Below are 17,014 nucleotides of genomic sequence, written 5' to 3'. Positions count from 1 at the left end.
GGAGCTCCCTGCCCACCCCGGTCGCGAATGAATTCGCTCCCACAGGGGGAACGGCAAAAGTCCGGCGCCTCAGCCCACCGCCGCTTTCAGCGCCTGCTCCAGATCGGCGATCAGGGAAGCGCTGTCGTCCAGGCCGATATGCAGGCGCACGATGCAACTGGCGGTCGTCGGCAAGGCGCCGCGTCCGCTCAGTTCGGCGAGGATCGCCAGGCTCTCGTAGCCGCCCCAGGAGGCGCCGATGCCGAACAGGCGCAGCGCATCGACGAAACGGGCGGCCAGCGCTGGATCGTCCTCGGCGAACTCGAACGACAGCAGCCCGTTGCTGCCGGCGAAATCGCGCCGCCAGAGCGCGTGGCCTGGGTGCTCGGGCAAGGCCGGATGATGGACGCGGCCGACCTCCGGGCGCCGCTGCAGCCAGCGAGCGATCTCCAGCGCCTGGCGTTCGTGTACCTCCAGACGCGCCGCCAGCGTCCGCGCGCCGCGCAGCACCAGCCAGGCGTCGTCCGGGCTGACGGTGATGCCGAGGGCATCGCTCATCCGCGACAGCGGTTGCCAGACCTCCTCGCGGGTACAGGCGCTGCCCATGACCACATCGCCGTGTCCGCCCAGGTACTTGGTCAGCGCCATGACCGAAATGTCCGCGCCCAGCGCCAGCGGCCGGTACAGATAGCCGGAGCCCCAGGTGTTGTCGACCGCCAGCAGGATGCCGCGCGGCCGGCAGAGGGCGGCGATGGCCGGCAGGTCGCACAGTTCGTAGAGCAGCGAGCCGGGCACTTCGGTATAGACCATGCGCGTGTTGGCTTGCAGGTGCGCTTCGAGATCCCGGCCGTCCGGGGCGAAATAGCCGACCTCGATGCCGAAGGGTTCGAGCAGTTCGCTGGCCACCCGGCGCACCGGCGCATAGACCGACTCGGTGATCAGCACCTGATCGCCCGGCCGCAGATAGCTGAGCAGCGTCTGCGCCGCGGCGGCCAGCCCGGTGGGGAACAGTTTGGTGCGGTAGCCGCCCTCCAGTTCGCTGACCAGATCCTCCAGGGCGAAGGCGGTCGGATTGCCGCGCGCGCCGTAGCTCAGCAGGCGTTCGCCGTCGCGGCGCCGGCGGACTTCCCGCATTTCCCCGACGCTGTCGAACAGCACGGTGCTCAGGCGCGTCAGCGGCGGATTGACCGGCCGCCCGCCGGGGCCCTTCGGCGGACGGGCGGCGTGCACCAGACGGGTACGCGCATCGTCGTTCATGAGCGATCCTCCGCGACCAGCGGGCGGAAGGCGGCCAGTTCGCGCGCGTCGAGCTGCGCCAGCAGACCCAGTTCCCAGGCCAGGTACTGGCGCGCCGCCGCCTTGTTGCCGGCGTGGCGGTCGTGGACGAAGAACAGGAAATCGATGCATTCGGCATCCGGCGGCTGCCCGCCGCCCTCCTCCAGCGCCAGCCCGGCGGCGCGCCAGACAGCCGGATCGGCGCGGCAGATCCGCACAGTCTCGCGTTGCGCCTCGGGCAACTCCAGGGCGGCCAGTCGCGCGAGCCACGGGTCGTCGGCGAGCAGGCGCAGCGGGCGCGTTTCGCCGGCCGCGGCGGCGGCCAGCAGCGGGCGGATCGACCAGTCCGCGCCTTTTATATGCACGGCGCGGTAGGCCATGCTCGGGCGCAGGTCGAACAGCCGCACGGCATCCCCGGCCAGTTCGTCCGCGAGGGTCGCGGCATCCGCTTCCGCCAGCGCGGGCAGCTCGAACGCCGGGACGCGGCCGGCCAGCGCCAGACCGCTGTCCAGGCCGCCGGCCAGCACATGGGCGTCATGGCCCGCCTGGCGCAGCCAACTGGCCACGATGGGCGCGCGGATGCCCTCGGCGTCGAACAGCACGATCCGCGCCCCGCGCACGCCGACGTACTGGTCGGTCGCCTGGATCAACTGCCCGCCCGGCGCGTGGCGGGCGCCCGCCAGGCTGCCGGCGGCGAATTCCTCGGCGCTGCGCACATCGAGGAGGAACAGGCTGCGCTCGGGGTCGTCGGCCCAGGCCGCCACCTGCTGCGCCGCCAACGCCTCCACCCCGGCGCGCGCCGCCAGCCGCTGCGCGGCCTCGCGCCGTTCGGCGAGGCCGGCCGGCTCGGTCGACTCCGGGTAGCGCCGCGTGCTGCCGTGCTCCAGCGGCAAATCGGCGAGGAACCAGCCCTGGGTGCCGTTCTCCAGCGCGTAGACGGGATTCTTCACGCCTAGGTTGATCAGCGTCTGCGCGCCGATGATGCTGCGCGTGCGCCCGGCGCAGTTGATCACGATGGTGGTCCGCTCGTCGGCGACCAGATCGCCCAGCCGGTAGCCCAGCTCGCCGTTCGGGCAGCAGATGGCGCCGGGAATGTTCATCTTGCGGTATTCCTCGAACGGCCGGCCGTCCAGCACCAGCAGCGGCTCGCCGCGCGCCTGCCGGGCGGCCAGTTCGGGCGCCGAGATGTGCGGCGTGGCGCAAGCCAGTTCGACCCGTTCGCCGAACGCCTTGGACGGCACGTTGACCCCGGCGAACAGCTCGAAGCCGGCGGCCCGCCAGCCCTGCGCGCCGCCGTCGAGGATGTGCACCCGGCGGTAGCCCAGCGCCCGCAGGCGTACGGCGGCGCGCTCGGCCAGTTCGCCGCCGGTTTCGTCGTAGATCGCCAGGCGTACCGCCGGATTCGGCGCCAGCCGAACGGCATCCAGCTCCAGCCGGCTGTAGGGCAGCGACACGCCATAGAAGAGGTGCGCCGCACCGTACTGTCCGTGTTCGCGTACATCGAACAGGGCGATTTCCCGCCCGTCGTGCAGCCATTGCTGCAATTGCTGCGGCGTTATGGTCTGGCTCATGCAAGTCTCATCCGCAAAAGAAAAGAACGACCCTCAGAACCTATTCAAAGTCTGCTGCGCGTTGGCCACACCGCGTTGAAAATGGCTTCGAAATGCTCATTTACAGCACGTAAACTCCGCTTCCTCAGCCATTTTCGCCTTGTCTGGCCTTAGCTCGCGAGACTTTGAGCAGGTTCTCATTCGAGGGCCAGGGAACGCTCCGTCGGCGCCAGTTCGCGCCCTTTGGCATAGGCGCGCTGGACGGCCGGCCGCGCCTTCAGGCGTTCGCGCCAGGCGCCGATCCGCGGGAAGTCGGCCAGTCGGCGGCCCTGCCGCCGCGGCTGTATCCAGGGGAAGATCGCCATGTCGGCGATGGAATAGGCGCCGGCGACGTAATCCACCTCGCCCAGGCGCCGCTCCAGTACGCCGTACAGCCGCTCGGCCTCCCGGTCGAGCAGTTCCAGCGCGCGCGGCACCGGCTCCGGCAGCCGCTCGCGGAACACCTGCAACTGGCTGAGGTAGGGCGTGATGTGCCCGGCCTGCCAGAACAGCCATTCCTGCACCCGATAGCGGTCGTCCTGGAAACGCCCGCTCTTGTCGGCCAGATAGCCGAGGATGGCGCCGGACTCGAACAACGCGAACGGCCCGCCGCCGCCGGCCGGCGCATGGTCGACGATGGCCGGGATGCGCCCGTTGGCGCTGATCCGCTGGAAGGCCGCGTCCTGCTGCTCGCCGGCGCGGATGTTCACCGCCAGCAGGCGATGCTCCAGGCCCAGCTCTTCCAGCAGGATGGCCGCCTTGAGACCGTTGGCGGTCGGCCAGTAGTAGAGGTCGATCATGCGTAGACGACCGGCGTAGAGGGTTCCATCTGGTTGCGGTTGTAGTTCTGCAGTTTGCCGTCGGGCTGCACGCCGTAGCGCCCGCTCAGCGCCTCCAGCGGGCGGCCGTAGAGGTGGAAGTGCAGCGTCGGCCGGTCACCCTCGACGCGGATGTCGTGGATGTCGTCGCCGAGGAAGGCGATCGGCGAACCGGGCTGCACGGTGACTTCGCGCTCCAGTTGCAACCTGGCGAATTCCGGGTCGCTGCCGTCGTCGGTGCGCAGATAGACGCGGTTGAACTCGGTGCCTTCGACCGCGACGATGATCGCCCAGGTCTCGTGATTGTGCGGGACGGTCTTCTTGCCCGGCAGCAGGGAGTTCAGGTAGAGCGTCGGGCTGTCGTCGCCGTCGTCGTTGAGGCGATAGCGGGTCGCGGTCTTGCCTTCGCTGGCGGCCGGCGGCGGGAAGCTGGCGAAATTGAAGAAATCGCGGCGCTCGGCCAGCTTCTCCAGCAGGCCGACGATTTCGCGCAGGGCCTCGCGGTCGATGCCGCGCGCCTGGATCGCGCGCACCTGTTCGAGGAGCGCGGCGACCGCTTTACCGACTTCTTGGTTGCTCATTGGGCTGTTTCCTTGTCTGGGTGGGGTTGGCGACGGCCCGCGCGGGCCGTCGGGGGAAATCCTCGAAGCGCTCGCTCAGCGCGCCGCCGCGCCGGCCGGGACGAGCGGCCGGCGCTCCCGCTCGCCGCGTCCCAGCGCGTGCTGGAGAAAGGCGCGGGTGCGCGGGCTGCGCGGCTCGTTGAACAGTTGCCGGGGGCTGCCGTGCTCGACGATCACGCCGTGCTCGGTGAAATACACCGCATCGCTGATCTCTTCGGCGAAACGCATCTCGTGGGTGACCAGCACGCAGGTCATGCCCTCCTCGATCAGTTCGCGGATCGTTCGCAGCACCTCGCCGACCGTCTCCGGGTCGAGCGCCGAGGTCACTTCGTCGAACAGGATCAGTTCCGGGCGCATGGCCAGCGCCCTGGCGATGGCCACGCGCTGCTGCTGGCCGCCGGACAGCTCGCCGGGATAGGCGTGCTCCTTGTGCTCCAGACGCACCTTGCCGAGCAGGCGGCGGGCCTCGTCCTGCGCCTCGCGGCGCTCGCGGCCCAGCACCTTGCAGGGGGCGATGGTCAGGTTTTCCAGCACCGACAGGTGCGGGAACAGGTTGTACTGCTGGAACACGAAACCGACCCGCTTGCGCAGGGCGATGAACTCGGCGTCGCTGCGCAGTTCGTGCACCGCCGTGTCGCCCACGCGGATCTGCCCGCGCTGCGGGCGCAGCAGCCCGGTGATACAGCGCAGCAGAGTGGACTTGCCGGAGCCGGACGGGCCGATGATCGACACCGCCTGTCCGCGCTGCACGTCCAGGTCGATGCCGCGCAGCACGCGGGTGTCGGCGAAGCTCAGGTGCAGGTCGCGCAGCGCGATCAGCGGCGCGCAAGAGTCATTGGAAGGCATGGCGGCGCTCCAGGTACCGGGTGAATCGGGAAATCGGGTAGCAGTAGGCGAAGAACAGGCCCAGCACGCTGGCGTAGATCAGCACCGTGAAACCGACCCGGTTCACCGTGTTGGTGGCGATCTGCGCGGTGTCGATCAGGTCGTGCACGCCGACCAAGGACGCCAGCGCGGTGCCCATGGTGATGACCGCGTAGAGGTTCATCCACGGCGGCAGCATGCGCTTGCAGCACTGCGGCAGGATGATCGCGCGCAGAATCTGCCCGCGGCCGAAGCCCAGCGAGCGGGCGGCCTCCCACTGGGTGGCGGGGATCGAGGCGACCGCGCCGCGAAACACCTCGGCGACGTTGGCGCTGGCCGGCAGGGCCAGGCCGAGGGTGACCTTGAGCCAGTCGGGAAACGGCAGGTAATGGCCGGCGACGCGGATCTCGAAGGGGAACACGTAGGTGGTGAAGTAGATCAGCACCAGCAAAGGCGCGTTGCGAAACGCCTGCACCCAGAGCCAGCCGGGCAGGCGCAGCAGCCGCAAAGGCGACAGGTTGAGCGCGCCGATCGCGAGCCCCAGCAGGGTGCCCAGGCCGATGGCCAGCAGGCTGATGAGAATGTTCAGCGCGAAGCCCTTGAGCAGCGCCGGCGACCATTCCCAGAGCGGCGCGAAGACCTCTCGCGGCGGCGCCCCGGCGGCCAGCCAGACCAATAGCGCGGCCAGCGCGAGGATTTTGCCGGCATGCCGGCGCAGCCGGTCGGGCGCGGCGCGGCTGCCCAGCGACAGTTCAGTGGCCATAGCCGGGCATCCTCAGGCGCGCTTCCAGGCCACGGCCCAGGCAGTTGACGACGAAGCTCAGCAGGCCGAAGAACAGCAGGATCAGGATCATCAGCTCCAGCACGTTGTCGCGCTGGGTCCAGATCAGGATCGAGGCGTAGGTGATATCGCCCACCGCGATGGCCGAGGCCAGGGCGGTCATCTTCACCAGTTCGATCAGGTTATTGACCAGCGACGGCAGGGCGAAGCGCACCGCCAGCGGCAGTTCGACCCGCCAGAGCCGCTGGCGGCGGCTGAAACCCAGCGAGGTCGCGGCTTCCAGGGTCACCTGCGGCACCGCCTCGATGCCGGCGCGCAGGGCTTCGGCGTGGAACACGCCCTTGTGCAGGGAAATGACGATCACCACCCAGGCGAAGGGCGTGAACGGATTGGCGCCGCCGATGACCTCGCTGATCAGCATGTTGAGCACCAGGAAGGCGCAATAGAGCTGTACCAGGGTCGGCGTGTTGCGGGTGACCTCGACGAACAGCCGGGTCGGCCCGGCCAGCCAGGGACGCCCGGACACCAGCGCGGCGGCCAGCGCCACGCCGACCGCCAGGCTGCCGGCCATGGTGCACAGGCACAACTGCAGGGTGACCCAGGCGCCGGCGACGAAGGAGCCGCGCTCGTAGGCATCGAGCAGAAAGCGGTAATCGAGCCCCAGCCAACCCGTCCACTGCACGAAGGCGTCGAGCCAGCTCATGCCGGCAGCTCCTCGCGCAGCGCCGCGCAGGCCAGGGCGATGCGCCGGCCGGCCTCGACGACGCTGTCCGTCGCGGTGGCGATGGACAGGCGGAAATACGGCGACAGCCCGTAGGCGCTGCCGGCGACCCCGGACACGCCGGATTCCAGCAGGTAGTCCAGCACGTCCGCCTCGCCGTCCAGGCGCCGGCCGTCCGGGCGCCGGCGGCCGAGCAGACCGACGCAACGCACGAAGACGAAGAAGCCGCCCTGCGGCGCCAGCACCTCCAGCCCGTCCACCGCCGCCAGTGCCTCGACCAGCAGGTCGCGCCGCTCGCGGTAGGCGGCCACCTGGGCCGGCAGGAATTCCAGACCGCCCGCGAAGGCGGCCAGCGCGGCGGCCTGGCCGACCGAGGAGGCGCCGGAGGCGGCCTGCGACTGCACCACGGTCATCGCCGTGGCCAGGGCTTCCGGCGCGGCGCCGAAGCCGACCCGCCAGCCGGTCATGGCGTAGGTCTTGGACACCCCGCCGACCAGCAGGCTGCGCGCCTGCAGGTCCGGCGCGACGTTCAGCAGCCCCAGCGGCGGACGCCCGTCGAAACGGATGTGCTCGTACAGCTCGTCGAGCAGGATCAGCACCTGCGGATGGCGGCGCAGCACGGCGGCCAGGGCCGCCAGTTCCGCCTCGTCGTAGAGCGCGCCGCTCGGGTTGCCGGGGCTGTTGAGGATCAGCCAGCGGGTGCGCGGGCCGATGTGTGCCTCCAACTGCTCCGGGGTCAGCTTGTAGCCCTGCTCCAGCGGGCATTCGAGGAACACCGGAGTGCCGTCGTTGAAACGCACTATGTCCGGGAACGACGGCCAGTAGGGAACCGGCACCAGCACCTCGTCGCCCTCGTCCAGGGTCGCGGCGAAGGCGTTGAAGACGATCTGCTTGGCGCCGTTGGCGACCACGATGCCGGCCAGCGGGTAGTCCAGGCGGTTCTCGGCGGCCAGCTTGCGCCGCACCGCCTCGCGCAGCGCGCGCACGCCGGCGGTCGGCGTGTACTTGGTGGCGCCGGCGGCGATCGCCGCGCAGGCCGCCCGCTTGATGTGCTCGGGGGTATCGAAATCCGGCTCGCCGGTGGTCAGGTCGAGGATGTCGCGACCGGCTTCGCGCAGCGTGGTGGTCTTCAGTTTGGCGGCGGCGTTGGCCGACAGCGATACGCGGCGCACGCGCCGGGACAGGGAGATGGTCATGCAGAGGCCTCCGGCAGAACCTTTCCGGGATTGAGCAGCCCGCGCGGGTCCAGCGCCTGCTTGATGCGGCGCATCAGCTCCAGCTCGACCGGGCTCTTGTAGCGGGCCAGCAGGTCGCGCTTGCGCTGGCCGATGCCGTGCTCGGCGCTGATCGAACCGCCATGGGCATGCGCGCTGTCGTGCACCAGCCGGCTCAGCGCCGCGTAGTCGGCCATGTGCTCGGCCACGCTGCGGCCGGGCGCATGGGCCACGTTGTAATGCAGGTTGCCGTCGCCGAGATGACCGAAGGTGTAGTTGCGTACCCCCGGGAAATGTCGCTGCAACAGCGCGTCAGTGCTTTCGACGAACTCGACGATCCGCGAAACCGGCACCGAGATGTCGTGCTTCATGTTCTGCCCAGCGCGCTTCTGGGCGTCGCTCATGGTTTCCCGCAGGCGCCACAGCGCCTCGCCCTGCGCCAGGCTCGCGGCGATCCGCGCATCGACCAGCAGGTCGTTTTCCAGCGCATCGCCGAGCACCTGCTCGAACAGCGCGCGGGCATGGGCCTCGTCCTGGTGGTCGGAGAGTTCCAGCAGGGCGTACCAGGGCTGCTCCAGATCCGGGAAGGGCAAGGGACTGGCGGGAAATTGCTCGCGCAGCAGGCGCAGGCAATCCACCGAGAGCAGTTCGAAGGCCGTCAGCCCGGCGCCGAAGCCCCGCCGGGCGTGGGACAGGAAGGCCACCGCCCGGGCCAGCGAGGCGAAGGCGAGAAAGGCCGTGCACTGCCCCGCCGGCAGGGGGAACAGCTTGAGCGTGGCAGCGGTGATGATGCCCAGGGTGCCCTCGCTGCCGATGAACAGGTCGCGCAGGTCGTAGCCGGTGTTGTCCTTGCGCAGGCCGCGCAGACCGTCCCAGACCTGCCCGTCGGCGGTGACCACTTCCAGTCCCAGGGTCAGTTCGCGGGCGTTGCCGTAGCGCAGCACCGCGACGCCGCCGGCGTTGGTGCCCAGGTTGCCGCCCAGGGTGCAACTGCCCTCGGCGCCCAGGCTGAGCGGGAACAGCCGGCCAGCGGCGCGGGCCGCCTCCTGGACCTGCTGGAGGATGCAGCCGGCCTCGACGGTCAGGGTGTCGTTGTCGGTATCGATCTGCCGCACGCGGTTCAGCCGGTCGAGCAGCAGCAGCACGGCCCGCCCGCTGGCGTCGGGCGTCGCCGCGCCCATCAGGCCGGTATTGCCGCCCTGCACTACGATGGGCGCCGCGTGCCGTCCGCACAGGCGCACCACGGCGGCGACCTCGGCGGTGTCGCGCGGATGCACCGCCGCCGCGACCCGGCCGACGAAACGGCCGTGCCGGTCGCGCAGGAAGGCCTCGGCCTGCGCGGAATCCTGCACCTGGTCGACGCCCAGGAGCCGTTGCAAGTCATCGAACAGCGTCATCGGGCGACCTCCGGCGACGGCGCGACGCCTTCGAGCCGATAGGCCACGCCGCTGCGCCGGCAGATCTCGCGCAACTGCGCCTGCAGCCGGTCCGGCAGCGGAATGCCCTCGCGCAGCCGCGTCTCGCGGGTCTGCGCCTCGGGATCGCCGGCCACCAGCACCGGCAGGGCCGGATCGGCGGCCGGCGTGGCGTGCAGGGCGTCGACGATGGCGTCCAGTTCGTCCTCGAACTCGTCCGCGTCGCGGAAGGCGCGCGGATCGAGGGCCAGGAAGAAGTGGCCGATGTTCGGTTTCTCGTCCGCTTCGCGCCGGGCTCCGAAAGCGGCGCCGCACAGGGGGCCGGCGAGAATCTGCGCCAGCATGCCCAGGCCGTAGCCCTTGTGGCTGCCCAGCTCGGCGACGCCGCCCAGGGCGGTCAGGCCACCCTCGGGCCGCCGGAACAGGTACTCCATGGCGCGTTCGCCGGCGGTCACCGGCCGGCCCGCCTCATCGACCACCCAGCCGGGCGGGATGTCCTTGCCCTGCAGGTCGTACACCTTGACCTTGTTCGCCGCCACCGTGGTGGTGGCCATATCCAGCACGAACGGACGGTTGCGCCGCGCCGGCGCGGCGAAGGCGATGGGGTTGGTGCCCAGCACCGGCACGCGGGCGCGGGTCGGCACCAGCATGGGGCTGCGCGTGGTGCTGGCGACCAGCCCGATCAGTCCGCGCTCGGCCGCCGCGCGGGCATACAGGCCGGCCGCGCCGAAGTGGTTGGAATTGCGCACCGCCACGGCGCCCAGTCCGACTCCTTGCGCCTTGTCGGCCGCCAGGCGCATGGCCTGCATGGCGGTGCGATGGCCGAGCCCGTGGCCGCCGTCGAGCAGCGCCGTGCACGGCGACTCGCGCACCACGCGCGGCTCGGCGTCCGGCACCCAGCCGCCGGCTTCGCGCAGGGTTTCGTAGAACGGCAGCATCGACACGCCATGCGAGTCGATCCCGGCCAGATCCGTTTCGACGATCAGCGCCGCGGTTTCTTCGGCGGCGACGGCCGGCATGCCCCAGGCGGCGAGAACCGCCGCGGTCAGCTCGCGCAGGGCGTCGGCGCCGACCTTCGCCATCGCCTGCCCGCTCATTGCCGGCTGTCCGCCAGGGGGGCCGCGTCGCGGTATTTCTCGTGCAGGTCGCGCAGCGCCTGCGACGGCTGCAGGCCGTTGCGCTCGCCGACCTCGAGCAGCCAGCCGCTGCGGTGCCAGTCGCGGACGATGGCATCGAGCCGGGCCTGGATGTCCTTCTCGCCCTTGCGCACCCAGATCACCGAAGGCGACGGGATCAGGTCGTTCGGCAGCGGAAGCTCGTAGTCGGCCCACTCCGGTTCCTTGAGCAGAGTGCGCATGGTCGGGCCGACGTGCACGGCGGCGACGCAGCCGTTGCCGCGCAGCGAGAGCAGCGATTCCGACTGGCTGCGGAACGCCTTGATCTCGGCGCCGTAGGTTTCCACCAGCGGCTTGATGAAGTTGCTGCCCTGGGACACGCACACCGGCTTGCCCTTGAGGTCTTCCCAGTTCGCGATGCCGCTACCCTTGCGGATCAGCGCGCCGCCGCCGACTTCTTCATAGGGGGTCGGCACGTAGTCGAGGATCTGCGTGCGCTCCTCGGTCAACTGCATGTTGGCGATCAGGATGTCGACCTTGCCCTGCTGCAGGAACTGCACGCGGTTCGGCGCCAGCACCGAGACGGTTTCCAGCCCGACGCCGAGCGTCTTGGCGATGCCCTTGGCCAGCTCGACGTTGTAGCCGAGGTGCTCGCGGGTGACCGGGTCGATGGTGCCGAACGGCGGCCCGCTGAGGATCACCCCGACGCTGATTCTGTTGCGCTCGCGGATCTTCTCCAGCGTCGCGTCGGCGTGCGCCGCGCTGCCGGCGACGGCCAGCAGCGTCGCGCCGAACAAAGCGGCCAGCGCCTTGAGCGCGGGACGGCCGGAGGATGGTTGAGCGTGCCTGAAGAACATGGAATTTCCCTCTCGCCAGATCGGTGCGGGTCGAACGAATCGGAGGGATGCTAGAAACAACAGTTAAGGCGGTGAAATTCTATTAAATACTATGGTTATAGCTGGCTAAATTCTTATTCACTTAAATAAAAATCAACTGATTGTATTCATTGGAATTTTTGAAAAACACCCTCACAATGCCCGGTAAAACACATAAATAACCATGATGTTTTATGTGAAGGCCATGATGAATGCCGAACGGAAAGCGCCCATGCCCTCCCCGACCCTGGACCTGGAACTGCTGAGAACCTTCATCGCCGTGGCGGACAGCCAGAGCTTCGCCGAAGCCGGGCAGCGGCTGGCGCGGACGCAATCGTCCGTCACCCAGCAGATGCAGCGTCTCGAACAATCGGTCGGCGTCGCCCTGTTCCAGAAACAGGGCCGCCAGAAACAGCTCACCGACGCAGGCCGGCAACTGCTGCGCCGCGCCAGGGAAATGCTCGCGCTCAACGACGACGCGCTGAACTCCCTGCGCGAAGAGGGCCTCAGCGGCGTGCTGCGCATCGGCTCGCCGCACGATGTCGCCGACACCATACTGCCGCCGATCCTCAGCCACATCGCCCGCGCCGCACCGCGCCTGCGCCTGGAGATCGACGTGGGCCGCAGCCCCTTCCTGATGGAAGACCTGCACCGCGGCCGGGTCGACATGATCATTTCCACCCGCGAGGACCCGAACCTGGAAGGCTTCCCCCTGCGCACCTCGCCGGTCTGGTGGATCTGCTCCGCGCAGTACCTGCACATGCCCCACGCGCCCCTGCCGCTGATCCTCATCGACGAGTCGAGCATCTACCACCGCTACGCCCTCGAAGCGCTCGAACAGCACCGCATACCCTGGCGCCAGGCCTACCAGGCCTCGAACCTGATCGGCGTCAAGGCCGCCATCCGCGCCGGCCTGGGCATCACCGCGCGCAGCATGGAACTGCTCGGCCCGGACATGCGCGTGCTGGGCGAGAAGGAAGGCCTGCCGCGCCTGCCGGACGTCACCTACCACCTGTGGATTCGCCCGAACACCCACAACCCCATGGTGCGCAAGGCCTACGACCTCATCCGCAGCCATCACGAGGCTGCCTATCGGAACGGGCGGCGGGAACGGGTGGGGGCGGACAAGGGAGCGTGACGAGGCTGGCGCGGTCCCCGGAGACGCGTCGGCTCGATCCGAAATCGGCCCTTGGGAGTACCGATGTCGTGCTTGTGGCGCGGCCTGGCATATTCGTCGGCCATCTTCAGGAAGATCGGGTAGGCCAGTTGCTCCAGATAATCGCCGTAGCCCACGCCGTCGTCGCGCAGGGTGGTCCGGAAGCTCCGGAGTCTGGAGGCGAAGGGTTCAGTCCTGCGGATTCAGGTGCGCTCGACCGGCATCGGTCAGGCGGTATCGTTGCAAGCGGCTGTTGGGCTTGTCGGGCAGGGTGTATTCGATCAGGCCAGCATCGAGCAGACGGCGCACACGGCGATTCAATGCGCCGCTCACCGCCGGCAGACCGAGCCGGCTGGCCAGTTCGGCCTTGCCCAGCGCGCCGCCGCCAAGCGCAGCCAGTAGGCGCTGCTCCTGCGACTCTGCCCCTGACTCTGCCTGCGACTCTGCCCCCCACTCTGGCCGTGGTGATTCGACGGTCAATCTGACTGGCGGCAGCATCACCGTCACCCGGAAGATCGACTCCTCGCGCAGGATCGGGTCTTGCCCACCGAAGGCGCGGGCGTACTTGAACAGGTTGCGCACGCCGGAACCCAGCTCCTCGGCCCATTGCATCTCGCGAAACACGCGGGCGATGGCCGGGTTCTTCGGCGAAGGGTCGAAGTCGTCGGGGCGCAGCAGTCCCAGACCATGGGGGTTGTTGCTGTTCTCGGTGCTCACCCGGTCGTACTGGATAATCAGCTTGGCCGGAAAGGGGTTGAGATGAAAGGGGTTGAGATATTCGCGGTGGATCAGCAGGTTTGCCACCACCTCACGGAAGATGCGCTCGCGCAGGCTGACTCGCCGGTTGCCCTCCAGGTAGAAGGGGTCGGCAATGTGCTTGTTCACGAAGGCCATCAGCCGGTCGTAGCTTTCCAGCAGGTTGGTGCGGATATCGTCGCGGTCGTCGTAGCGGTCGAGGTCATGCACGCGCAGGATGGCGTCGGTGCGATGGTGCGGAACCACGCCCAGCACCACCTCGTCGCGGCCGAAGAGCAGAGCGCCGGCCATGGAAATGCCTTCGTTGCCGGTCTGCTAATCGCGCTGGTACAGGCGGGCGCTTTTCAACAGTTCCAGATCGTCCAGTTCGGCCCAGGGATGGCCGCTGCGTTGCAGGCGCACGTTGTGGCGCACCCGCTCGATCAGGTCGCCGCGCAGATCGTCCAGGCGGATATACGGAAAGATGCGGTTCTCGCTGTAGCCGACCTGCTTGCGCAGGTACAGCTCGGCCAGCAGTTGGCCGTGGCCGCTGATGTCGAAATCGCCATCCTCGTTGCGGCTGAAGATGCGCCCGTTGCAGCTATGCACCTGGGAGCTTTCCGGCACGCTCAGCACCAGCAGCGTCTGTCCGTCCAGCTCGACCTGCTCGGGCACCAGCGGCATCGGCGGGTTGATCTTCTGCGAGTTGTGCAGGGTATTGGCCAGATCCTTGCGCATCTGCGCCAGCGCCTCGGGGGCGATGCCGGTCACCCGGCCGTCATCCGCCGCCCCCAGCACCAGGGTGCCGCCGCGCTGGTTGAGGAAGGCGCAGATGGTCTCGTAGATATCGCGGTTGAGCGCCTCGCGGGCGCGCTTGAACTCGACGGTCAGCCCTTCGCCGCCACGCAACAGTTCGACCAGATGTTCCGGGCTCATCGCCTGCGGCTCCCAAACCGTAGGGTGGAAAACCGCGCAGCGTTTTCCACCGGCCGGCCCGTATGTGCAATTGCCATGGTGGGTAACGCTGCGCGGTTACCCACCCTACGCCCTTCGTTCACGCAGATGCCCCCGCTTTGCGTCCATGGGGCTTGGGTTGTACGGCCCACCCGGCACGGGTGTGCTCTAGCAGCACGCTGGTCGGCCCGCGGCAGCGAGCTGTGCGTCGATCTTGTCGCGGGCGAGTTGTTCGGGATTCTGGTCGAGGGTCATCGAGCGCCTTGCCGTTACCGTCCATCGAAGTGGTCCGATGGTAATACTTTTCGGACGGGCCGGTTCGGGGCGGCACGCGAGGGAAAACCGTAGTCCCGTCCTTACATCCGGCAAGCTGATGCCTCCTGGCGGCGCTCGCCCGGCGCCAGCAAACACGAAGGCCGGTCTTCCCATGGGGAAGACCGGCCTTCGCGATTACGTCGTGGCCTGCGCTTGCTTCAATTGCGCTGGAAAACCTCGGCGAACCTGGTGAGGAACTCCTTGGACTCCGGCCCGCCGATGCGCACGTCCGTACTGATGGGGTGCAGGCTGGCCAGTTTCGGCAGGTGCCCCGGCGCCTCGGCGTCCGGGTGGGTCGGCCAGTAGGCGCCGGCCTGCGCCACCAGCGCCTGGCCTTCGGCGCTGGTCAGCACCTCCAGCAGCAGCCTGGCGGCGTTCGGGTTAGGACCGCCCTTGAGCAGGCCGACCTCCTGCTCGACCAGGATCGCGCCCTCCTCCAGCACGTAGAAGTCGATGGGCTGGCCCTTTTCCCGCGCCGAGACCACGTTCTGCGACGACACCATGGGCGACAGGACACGTTCGCCGGTGGCGATCAGCCGCGCCGAGTCGGCGTTGCCGCGGGTGAACAGCAGGTTCTGCCGGGCCAGCGCCGCCAGGGTGTCCCAGGTCACCGCCTCGTTCTTCAGCAAGGCGAGGAAAAAGGTCTGGTTCGAGGCCGCCACCGCGGGGTCGCCGAACAGCAGCTTGTCCTTCCACTGCGCGTCGGTGAACGCCTTGAGGTTCTTCGGCAACACCGACTTGTCCGGGAACGCCTGGGTGTTGTAGGCGGCGGTGAGCAGGTAGACGGCGGGAATGTAATAGTTGCCGTCAGGGTCCCTGTACCGGGCGTCGATACGCTCGAAATCGCGGACCTTGTAGGGCTCCAGATAACCGCGACGCGCCCAGTCGTCGGCGATGAAACGCTCGTTGATCAGCACCAGGTCGCCCAGGGTCCTGCCGGCGGCCCTTTCCGCCTCGATGGTCGGAATCAGGTCGAGGGACTGCTTCTGCACGATCTTCAGTGCGACGTCGGGAAACTCGCGGCGCCAGAACTCCACCAGCGCCTGGTTGGTTTCCTTGCGGTAAGCGTTGTAGAAGACCACCTGGCCTTCCTTCTGTGCGGCGGCGTGCAGCTCGGCGAAACGCTGCTTCAGGGGTTCGGCCTGCGCCGCCGGCAAGGCGGCGGCCAGCAACGCACCGAGCAGTGCGAAGGAACGGAACAGAGACATGGGAATCGCTCCTTGCCGGTCAGGCAGTCAATTCGTGGCTGGAAAGGCCGGCGGTCGCGCGCAGGTGCGGCGACGGCGGACGTTGCAGGCCGAGATGCTCGCGCAGGGTCGTGCCCTGGTATTCGCCGCGCAGCAGGCCGCGCTCGCGCAATACCGGCAGGACATGCTCGACGAAATCGTCCAGGCCTCCCGGCAAATAAGGGGACATGACATTGAAGCCGTCGGCGCCGCCGTTCTCGAACAGTTCCTGCATGGCATCGGCGACCTGTTCGCCGGAGCCGACCACCTGCCAGTGGCCGCGCGCGCCGGCCACCCGCAGCGCCAGTTGGCGAATGCTCAGGCCCTCGCGCCTGGCCACCTCCAGCAGCAAGGCGCGGCGACTGCGGGTCGATTCGACCTCGGCGATTTCCGGCAGCGGCCCGTCCTGGGGCAGGTGCGCCAGCGGCACGCCCAGGCGGTGTTCGAGGATGGCCAGCGCCACCGAGGGATGGATCAAGTCCTGTAGCGCCTCGAACTTGGCCTGGGCCTCGGCCTCCGTGGCGGCCACCACCGGGAAGATCCCCGGCATGATCTTCAGCGCCGAGGGCTGGCGCCCGTAACGCGCCATGCGTCCTTTCACGTCCGCATAGAAAGCCTGCGCGTCGGCCAGCGTGCGCTGGGCGGTGAACACCACCTCGGCGGTTTCCGCGGCCAGCTCCTTGCCGGCCTCGGACGAACCGGCCTGCACCAGCACCGGCCAGCCCTGGGGCGAACGCGGGATGTTCAGCGGGCCGCGCACGCTGAAATGCTCGCCCTGGTGACCGAGCACATGCATCTTGTCGACGTCCAGGAACAGACCGCTGGCCTTGTCGCGCGGGAAGGCATCGTCGTCCCAACTGTCCCACAGGCCCTTGAGCACCTGGGCGAACTCGCGGGCCCGGCGGTAACGCTCGGCATGCGGCGGATAGGCCGTGGCGCCGAAGTTGAAGGCTTCCTCCTCGTTGCCCGAGGTGACCAGGTTCCAGCCCACCCGACCGTGGCTGATGTGGTCGATGGAGGCGAGCTTGCGCGCCAGGCTGTAGGGATCGTTGTAGGTGGTCGAGGCGGTGGCCACCAGGCCGATCCGCCGGGTCACCGCGGCGAGCGCCGAGATCAGCGTCAGGGGTTCGAACTGCGCCACGTAATGGGTGGCGAAACGCGACAGGGCGACCCAGTCCTTGCCGCGCGCGGCGGCGCTGTCGGCGAGGAACAGCAGGTCGAAGCCGGCCCGCTCGGCGGTCTGCGCCAGGCCGACGTAGTGCTCGAAATTGATGCCGGCGTCCGCCTGTGCCTGGGGATGGCGCCAGGCGGCCGCATGGTGTCCGGTGGGATAGAGAAAGGCGCCCAGCGCCATGGTACGTG

At 68.8% G+C, this 17,014-nt stretch carries 14 protein-coding genes and 1 pseudogene; 1 reads left to right on the top strand and 14 read right to left on the bottom strand.

Annotated elements, in window-relative coordinates:
- Positions 1-69: 69 nt before the first annotated feature.
- The 10 genes and pseudogenes from metC to AVCA_RS09780 all read right to left on the bottom strand — a co-directional run bounded on the left by metC (position 70) and on the right by AVCA_RS09780 (position 11,248).
- Positions 70-2,825, bottom strand: a pseudogene (metC, locus tag AVCA_RS26760) (cystathionine beta-lyase).
- A 176-nt stretch (positions 2,826-3,001) separates the two neighbouring features.
- The gene (locus AVCA_RS09820; RefSeq protein WP_012700749.1) at positions 3,002-3,643 is read right to left on the bottom strand and encodes a glutathione S-transferase N-terminal domain-containing protein; all 642 of its coding nucleotides are present in this window, start codon (positions 3,641-3,643) and stop codon (positions 3,002-3,004) included.
- Complete coding sequence (locus AVCA_RS09815; RefSeq protein ID WP_012700748.1) at positions 3,640-4,242, bottom strand: cysteine dioxygenase family protein; 603 nt, start codon at positions 4,240-4,242, stop codon at positions 3,640-3,642. The genes AVCA_RS09820 and AVCA_RS09815 overlap by 4 nt, the downstream gene beginning before the upstream one ends.
- A gap of 75 nt (positions 4,243-4,317) precedes the next feature.
- Positions 4,318-5,127, bottom strand: a complete 810-nt coding sequence (locus AVCA_RS09810; protein ID WP_012700747.1) for an amino acid ABC transporter ATP-binding protein — start codon at positions 5,125-5,127, stop codon at positions 4,318-4,320.
- Positions 5,114-5,908, bottom strand: coding sequence for an amino acid ABC transporter permease (locus AVCA_RS09805; protein ID WP_012700746.1), 795 nt, complete (start codon positions 5,906-5,908; stop codon positions 5,114-5,116). Before AVCA_RS09805 ends, AVCA_RS09810 begins: the two co-directional genes overlap by 14 nt.
- Positions 5,898-6,629 (bottom strand): amino acid ABC transporter permease, encoded by a 732-nt coding sequence (locus tag AVCA_RS09800; protein WP_012700745.1) that lies wholly within the window; start codon positions 6,627-6,629, stop codon positions 5,898-5,900. The genes AVCA_RS09805 and AVCA_RS09800 overlap by 11 nt, the downstream gene beginning before the upstream one ends.
- Positions 6,626-7,843, bottom strand: coding sequence for an aminotransferase class I/II-fold pyridoxal phosphate-dependent enzyme (locus AVCA_RS09795; RefSeq protein WP_012700744.1), 1,218 nt, complete (start codon positions 7,841-7,843; stop codon positions 6,626-6,628). The genes AVCA_RS09800 and AVCA_RS09795 overlap by 4 nt, the downstream gene beginning before the upstream one ends.
- Positions 7,840-9,258 (bottom strand): FAD-binding oxidoreductase, encoded by a 1,419-nt coding sequence (locus AVCA_RS09790; protein WP_012700743.1) that lies wholly within the window; start codon positions 9,256-9,258, stop codon positions 7,840-7,842. The genes AVCA_RS09795 and AVCA_RS09790 overlap by 4 nt, the downstream gene beginning before the upstream one ends.
- Positions 9,255-10,373 carry an Ldh family oxidoreductase gene (locus tag AVCA_RS09785; protein ID WP_012700742.1) on the bottom strand — a complete coding sequence of 373 codons (1,119 nt, stop codon included), beginning with the start codon at positions 10,371-10,373 and terminating at the stop codon, positions 9,255-9,257. Before AVCA_RS09785 ends, AVCA_RS09790 begins: the two co-directional genes overlap by 4 nt.
- Positions 10,370-11,248 carry a transporter substrate-binding domain-containing protein gene (locus tag AVCA_RS09780; RefSeq protein WP_012700741.1) on the bottom strand — a complete coding sequence of 293 codons (879 nt, stop codon included), beginning with the start codon at positions 11,246-11,248 and terminating at the stop codon, positions 10,370-10,372. The genes AVCA_RS09785 and AVCA_RS09780 overlap by 4 nt, the downstream gene beginning before the upstream one ends.
- A gap of 250 nt (positions 11,249-11,498) precedes the next feature.
- On the opposite strand from AVCA_RS09780, the gene AVCA_RS09775 reads away from it, so the two are divergent.
- Positions 11,499-12,404, top strand: coding sequence for a LysR substrate-binding domain-containing protein (locus AVCA_RS09775; RefSeq protein ID WP_201765945.1), 906 nt, complete (start codon positions 11,499-11,501; stop codon positions 12,402-12,404).
- Between the two features lie 207 nt (positions 12,405-12,611).
- On the opposite strand, the gene AVCA_RS26590 is transcribed toward AVCA_RS09775, so the two are convergent.
- The 4 genes from AVCA_RS26590 to AVCA_RS09760 all read right to left on the bottom strand — a co-directional run bounded on the left by AVCA_RS26590 (position 12,612) and on the right by AVCA_RS09760 (position 17,006).
- Positions 12,612-13,469: a Fic family protein gene (locus AVCA_RS26590; RefSeq protein ID WP_201765944.1), complete on the bottom strand. Its 858-nt coding sequence runs from the start codon at positions 13,467-13,469 to the stop codon at positions 12,612-12,614.
- A 24-nt stretch (positions 13,470-13,493) separates the two neighbouring features.
- Positions 13,494-14,093: an AlbA family DNA-binding domain-containing protein gene (locus AVCA_RS26585; protein WP_201765943.1), complete on the bottom strand. Its 600-nt coding sequence runs from the start codon at positions 14,091-14,093 to the stop codon at positions 13,494-13,496.
- Positions 14,094-14,584: 491 nt separating this feature from the next.
- Positions 14,585-15,634, bottom strand: a complete 1,050-nt coding sequence (locus AVCA_RS09765) for an ABC transporter substrate-binding protein (RefSeq protein WP_012700739.1) — start codon at positions 15,632-15,634, stop codon at positions 14,585-14,587.
- Between the two features lie 19 nt (positions 15,635-15,653).
- Positions 15,654-17,006 (bottom strand): LLM class flavin-dependent oxidoreductase, encoded by a 1,353-nt coding sequence (locus AVCA_RS09760; protein WP_012700738.1) that lies wholly within the window; start codon positions 17,004-17,006, stop codon positions 15,654-15,656.
- Positions 17,007-17,014 lie beyond the last annotated feature (8 nt).

Origin of the sequence: Azotobacter vinelandii CA (assembly GCF_000380335.1) — a bacterium.
In the GTDB taxonomy this organism is placed as follows: Bacteria; Pseudomonadota; Gammaproteobacteria; order Pseudomonadales; family Pseudomonadaceae; genus Azotobacter; species Azotobacter vinelandii.
Note: the sequence above shows the minus strand (reverse complement) of the source record. Positions and strands in the feature narration are given on the sequence as shown.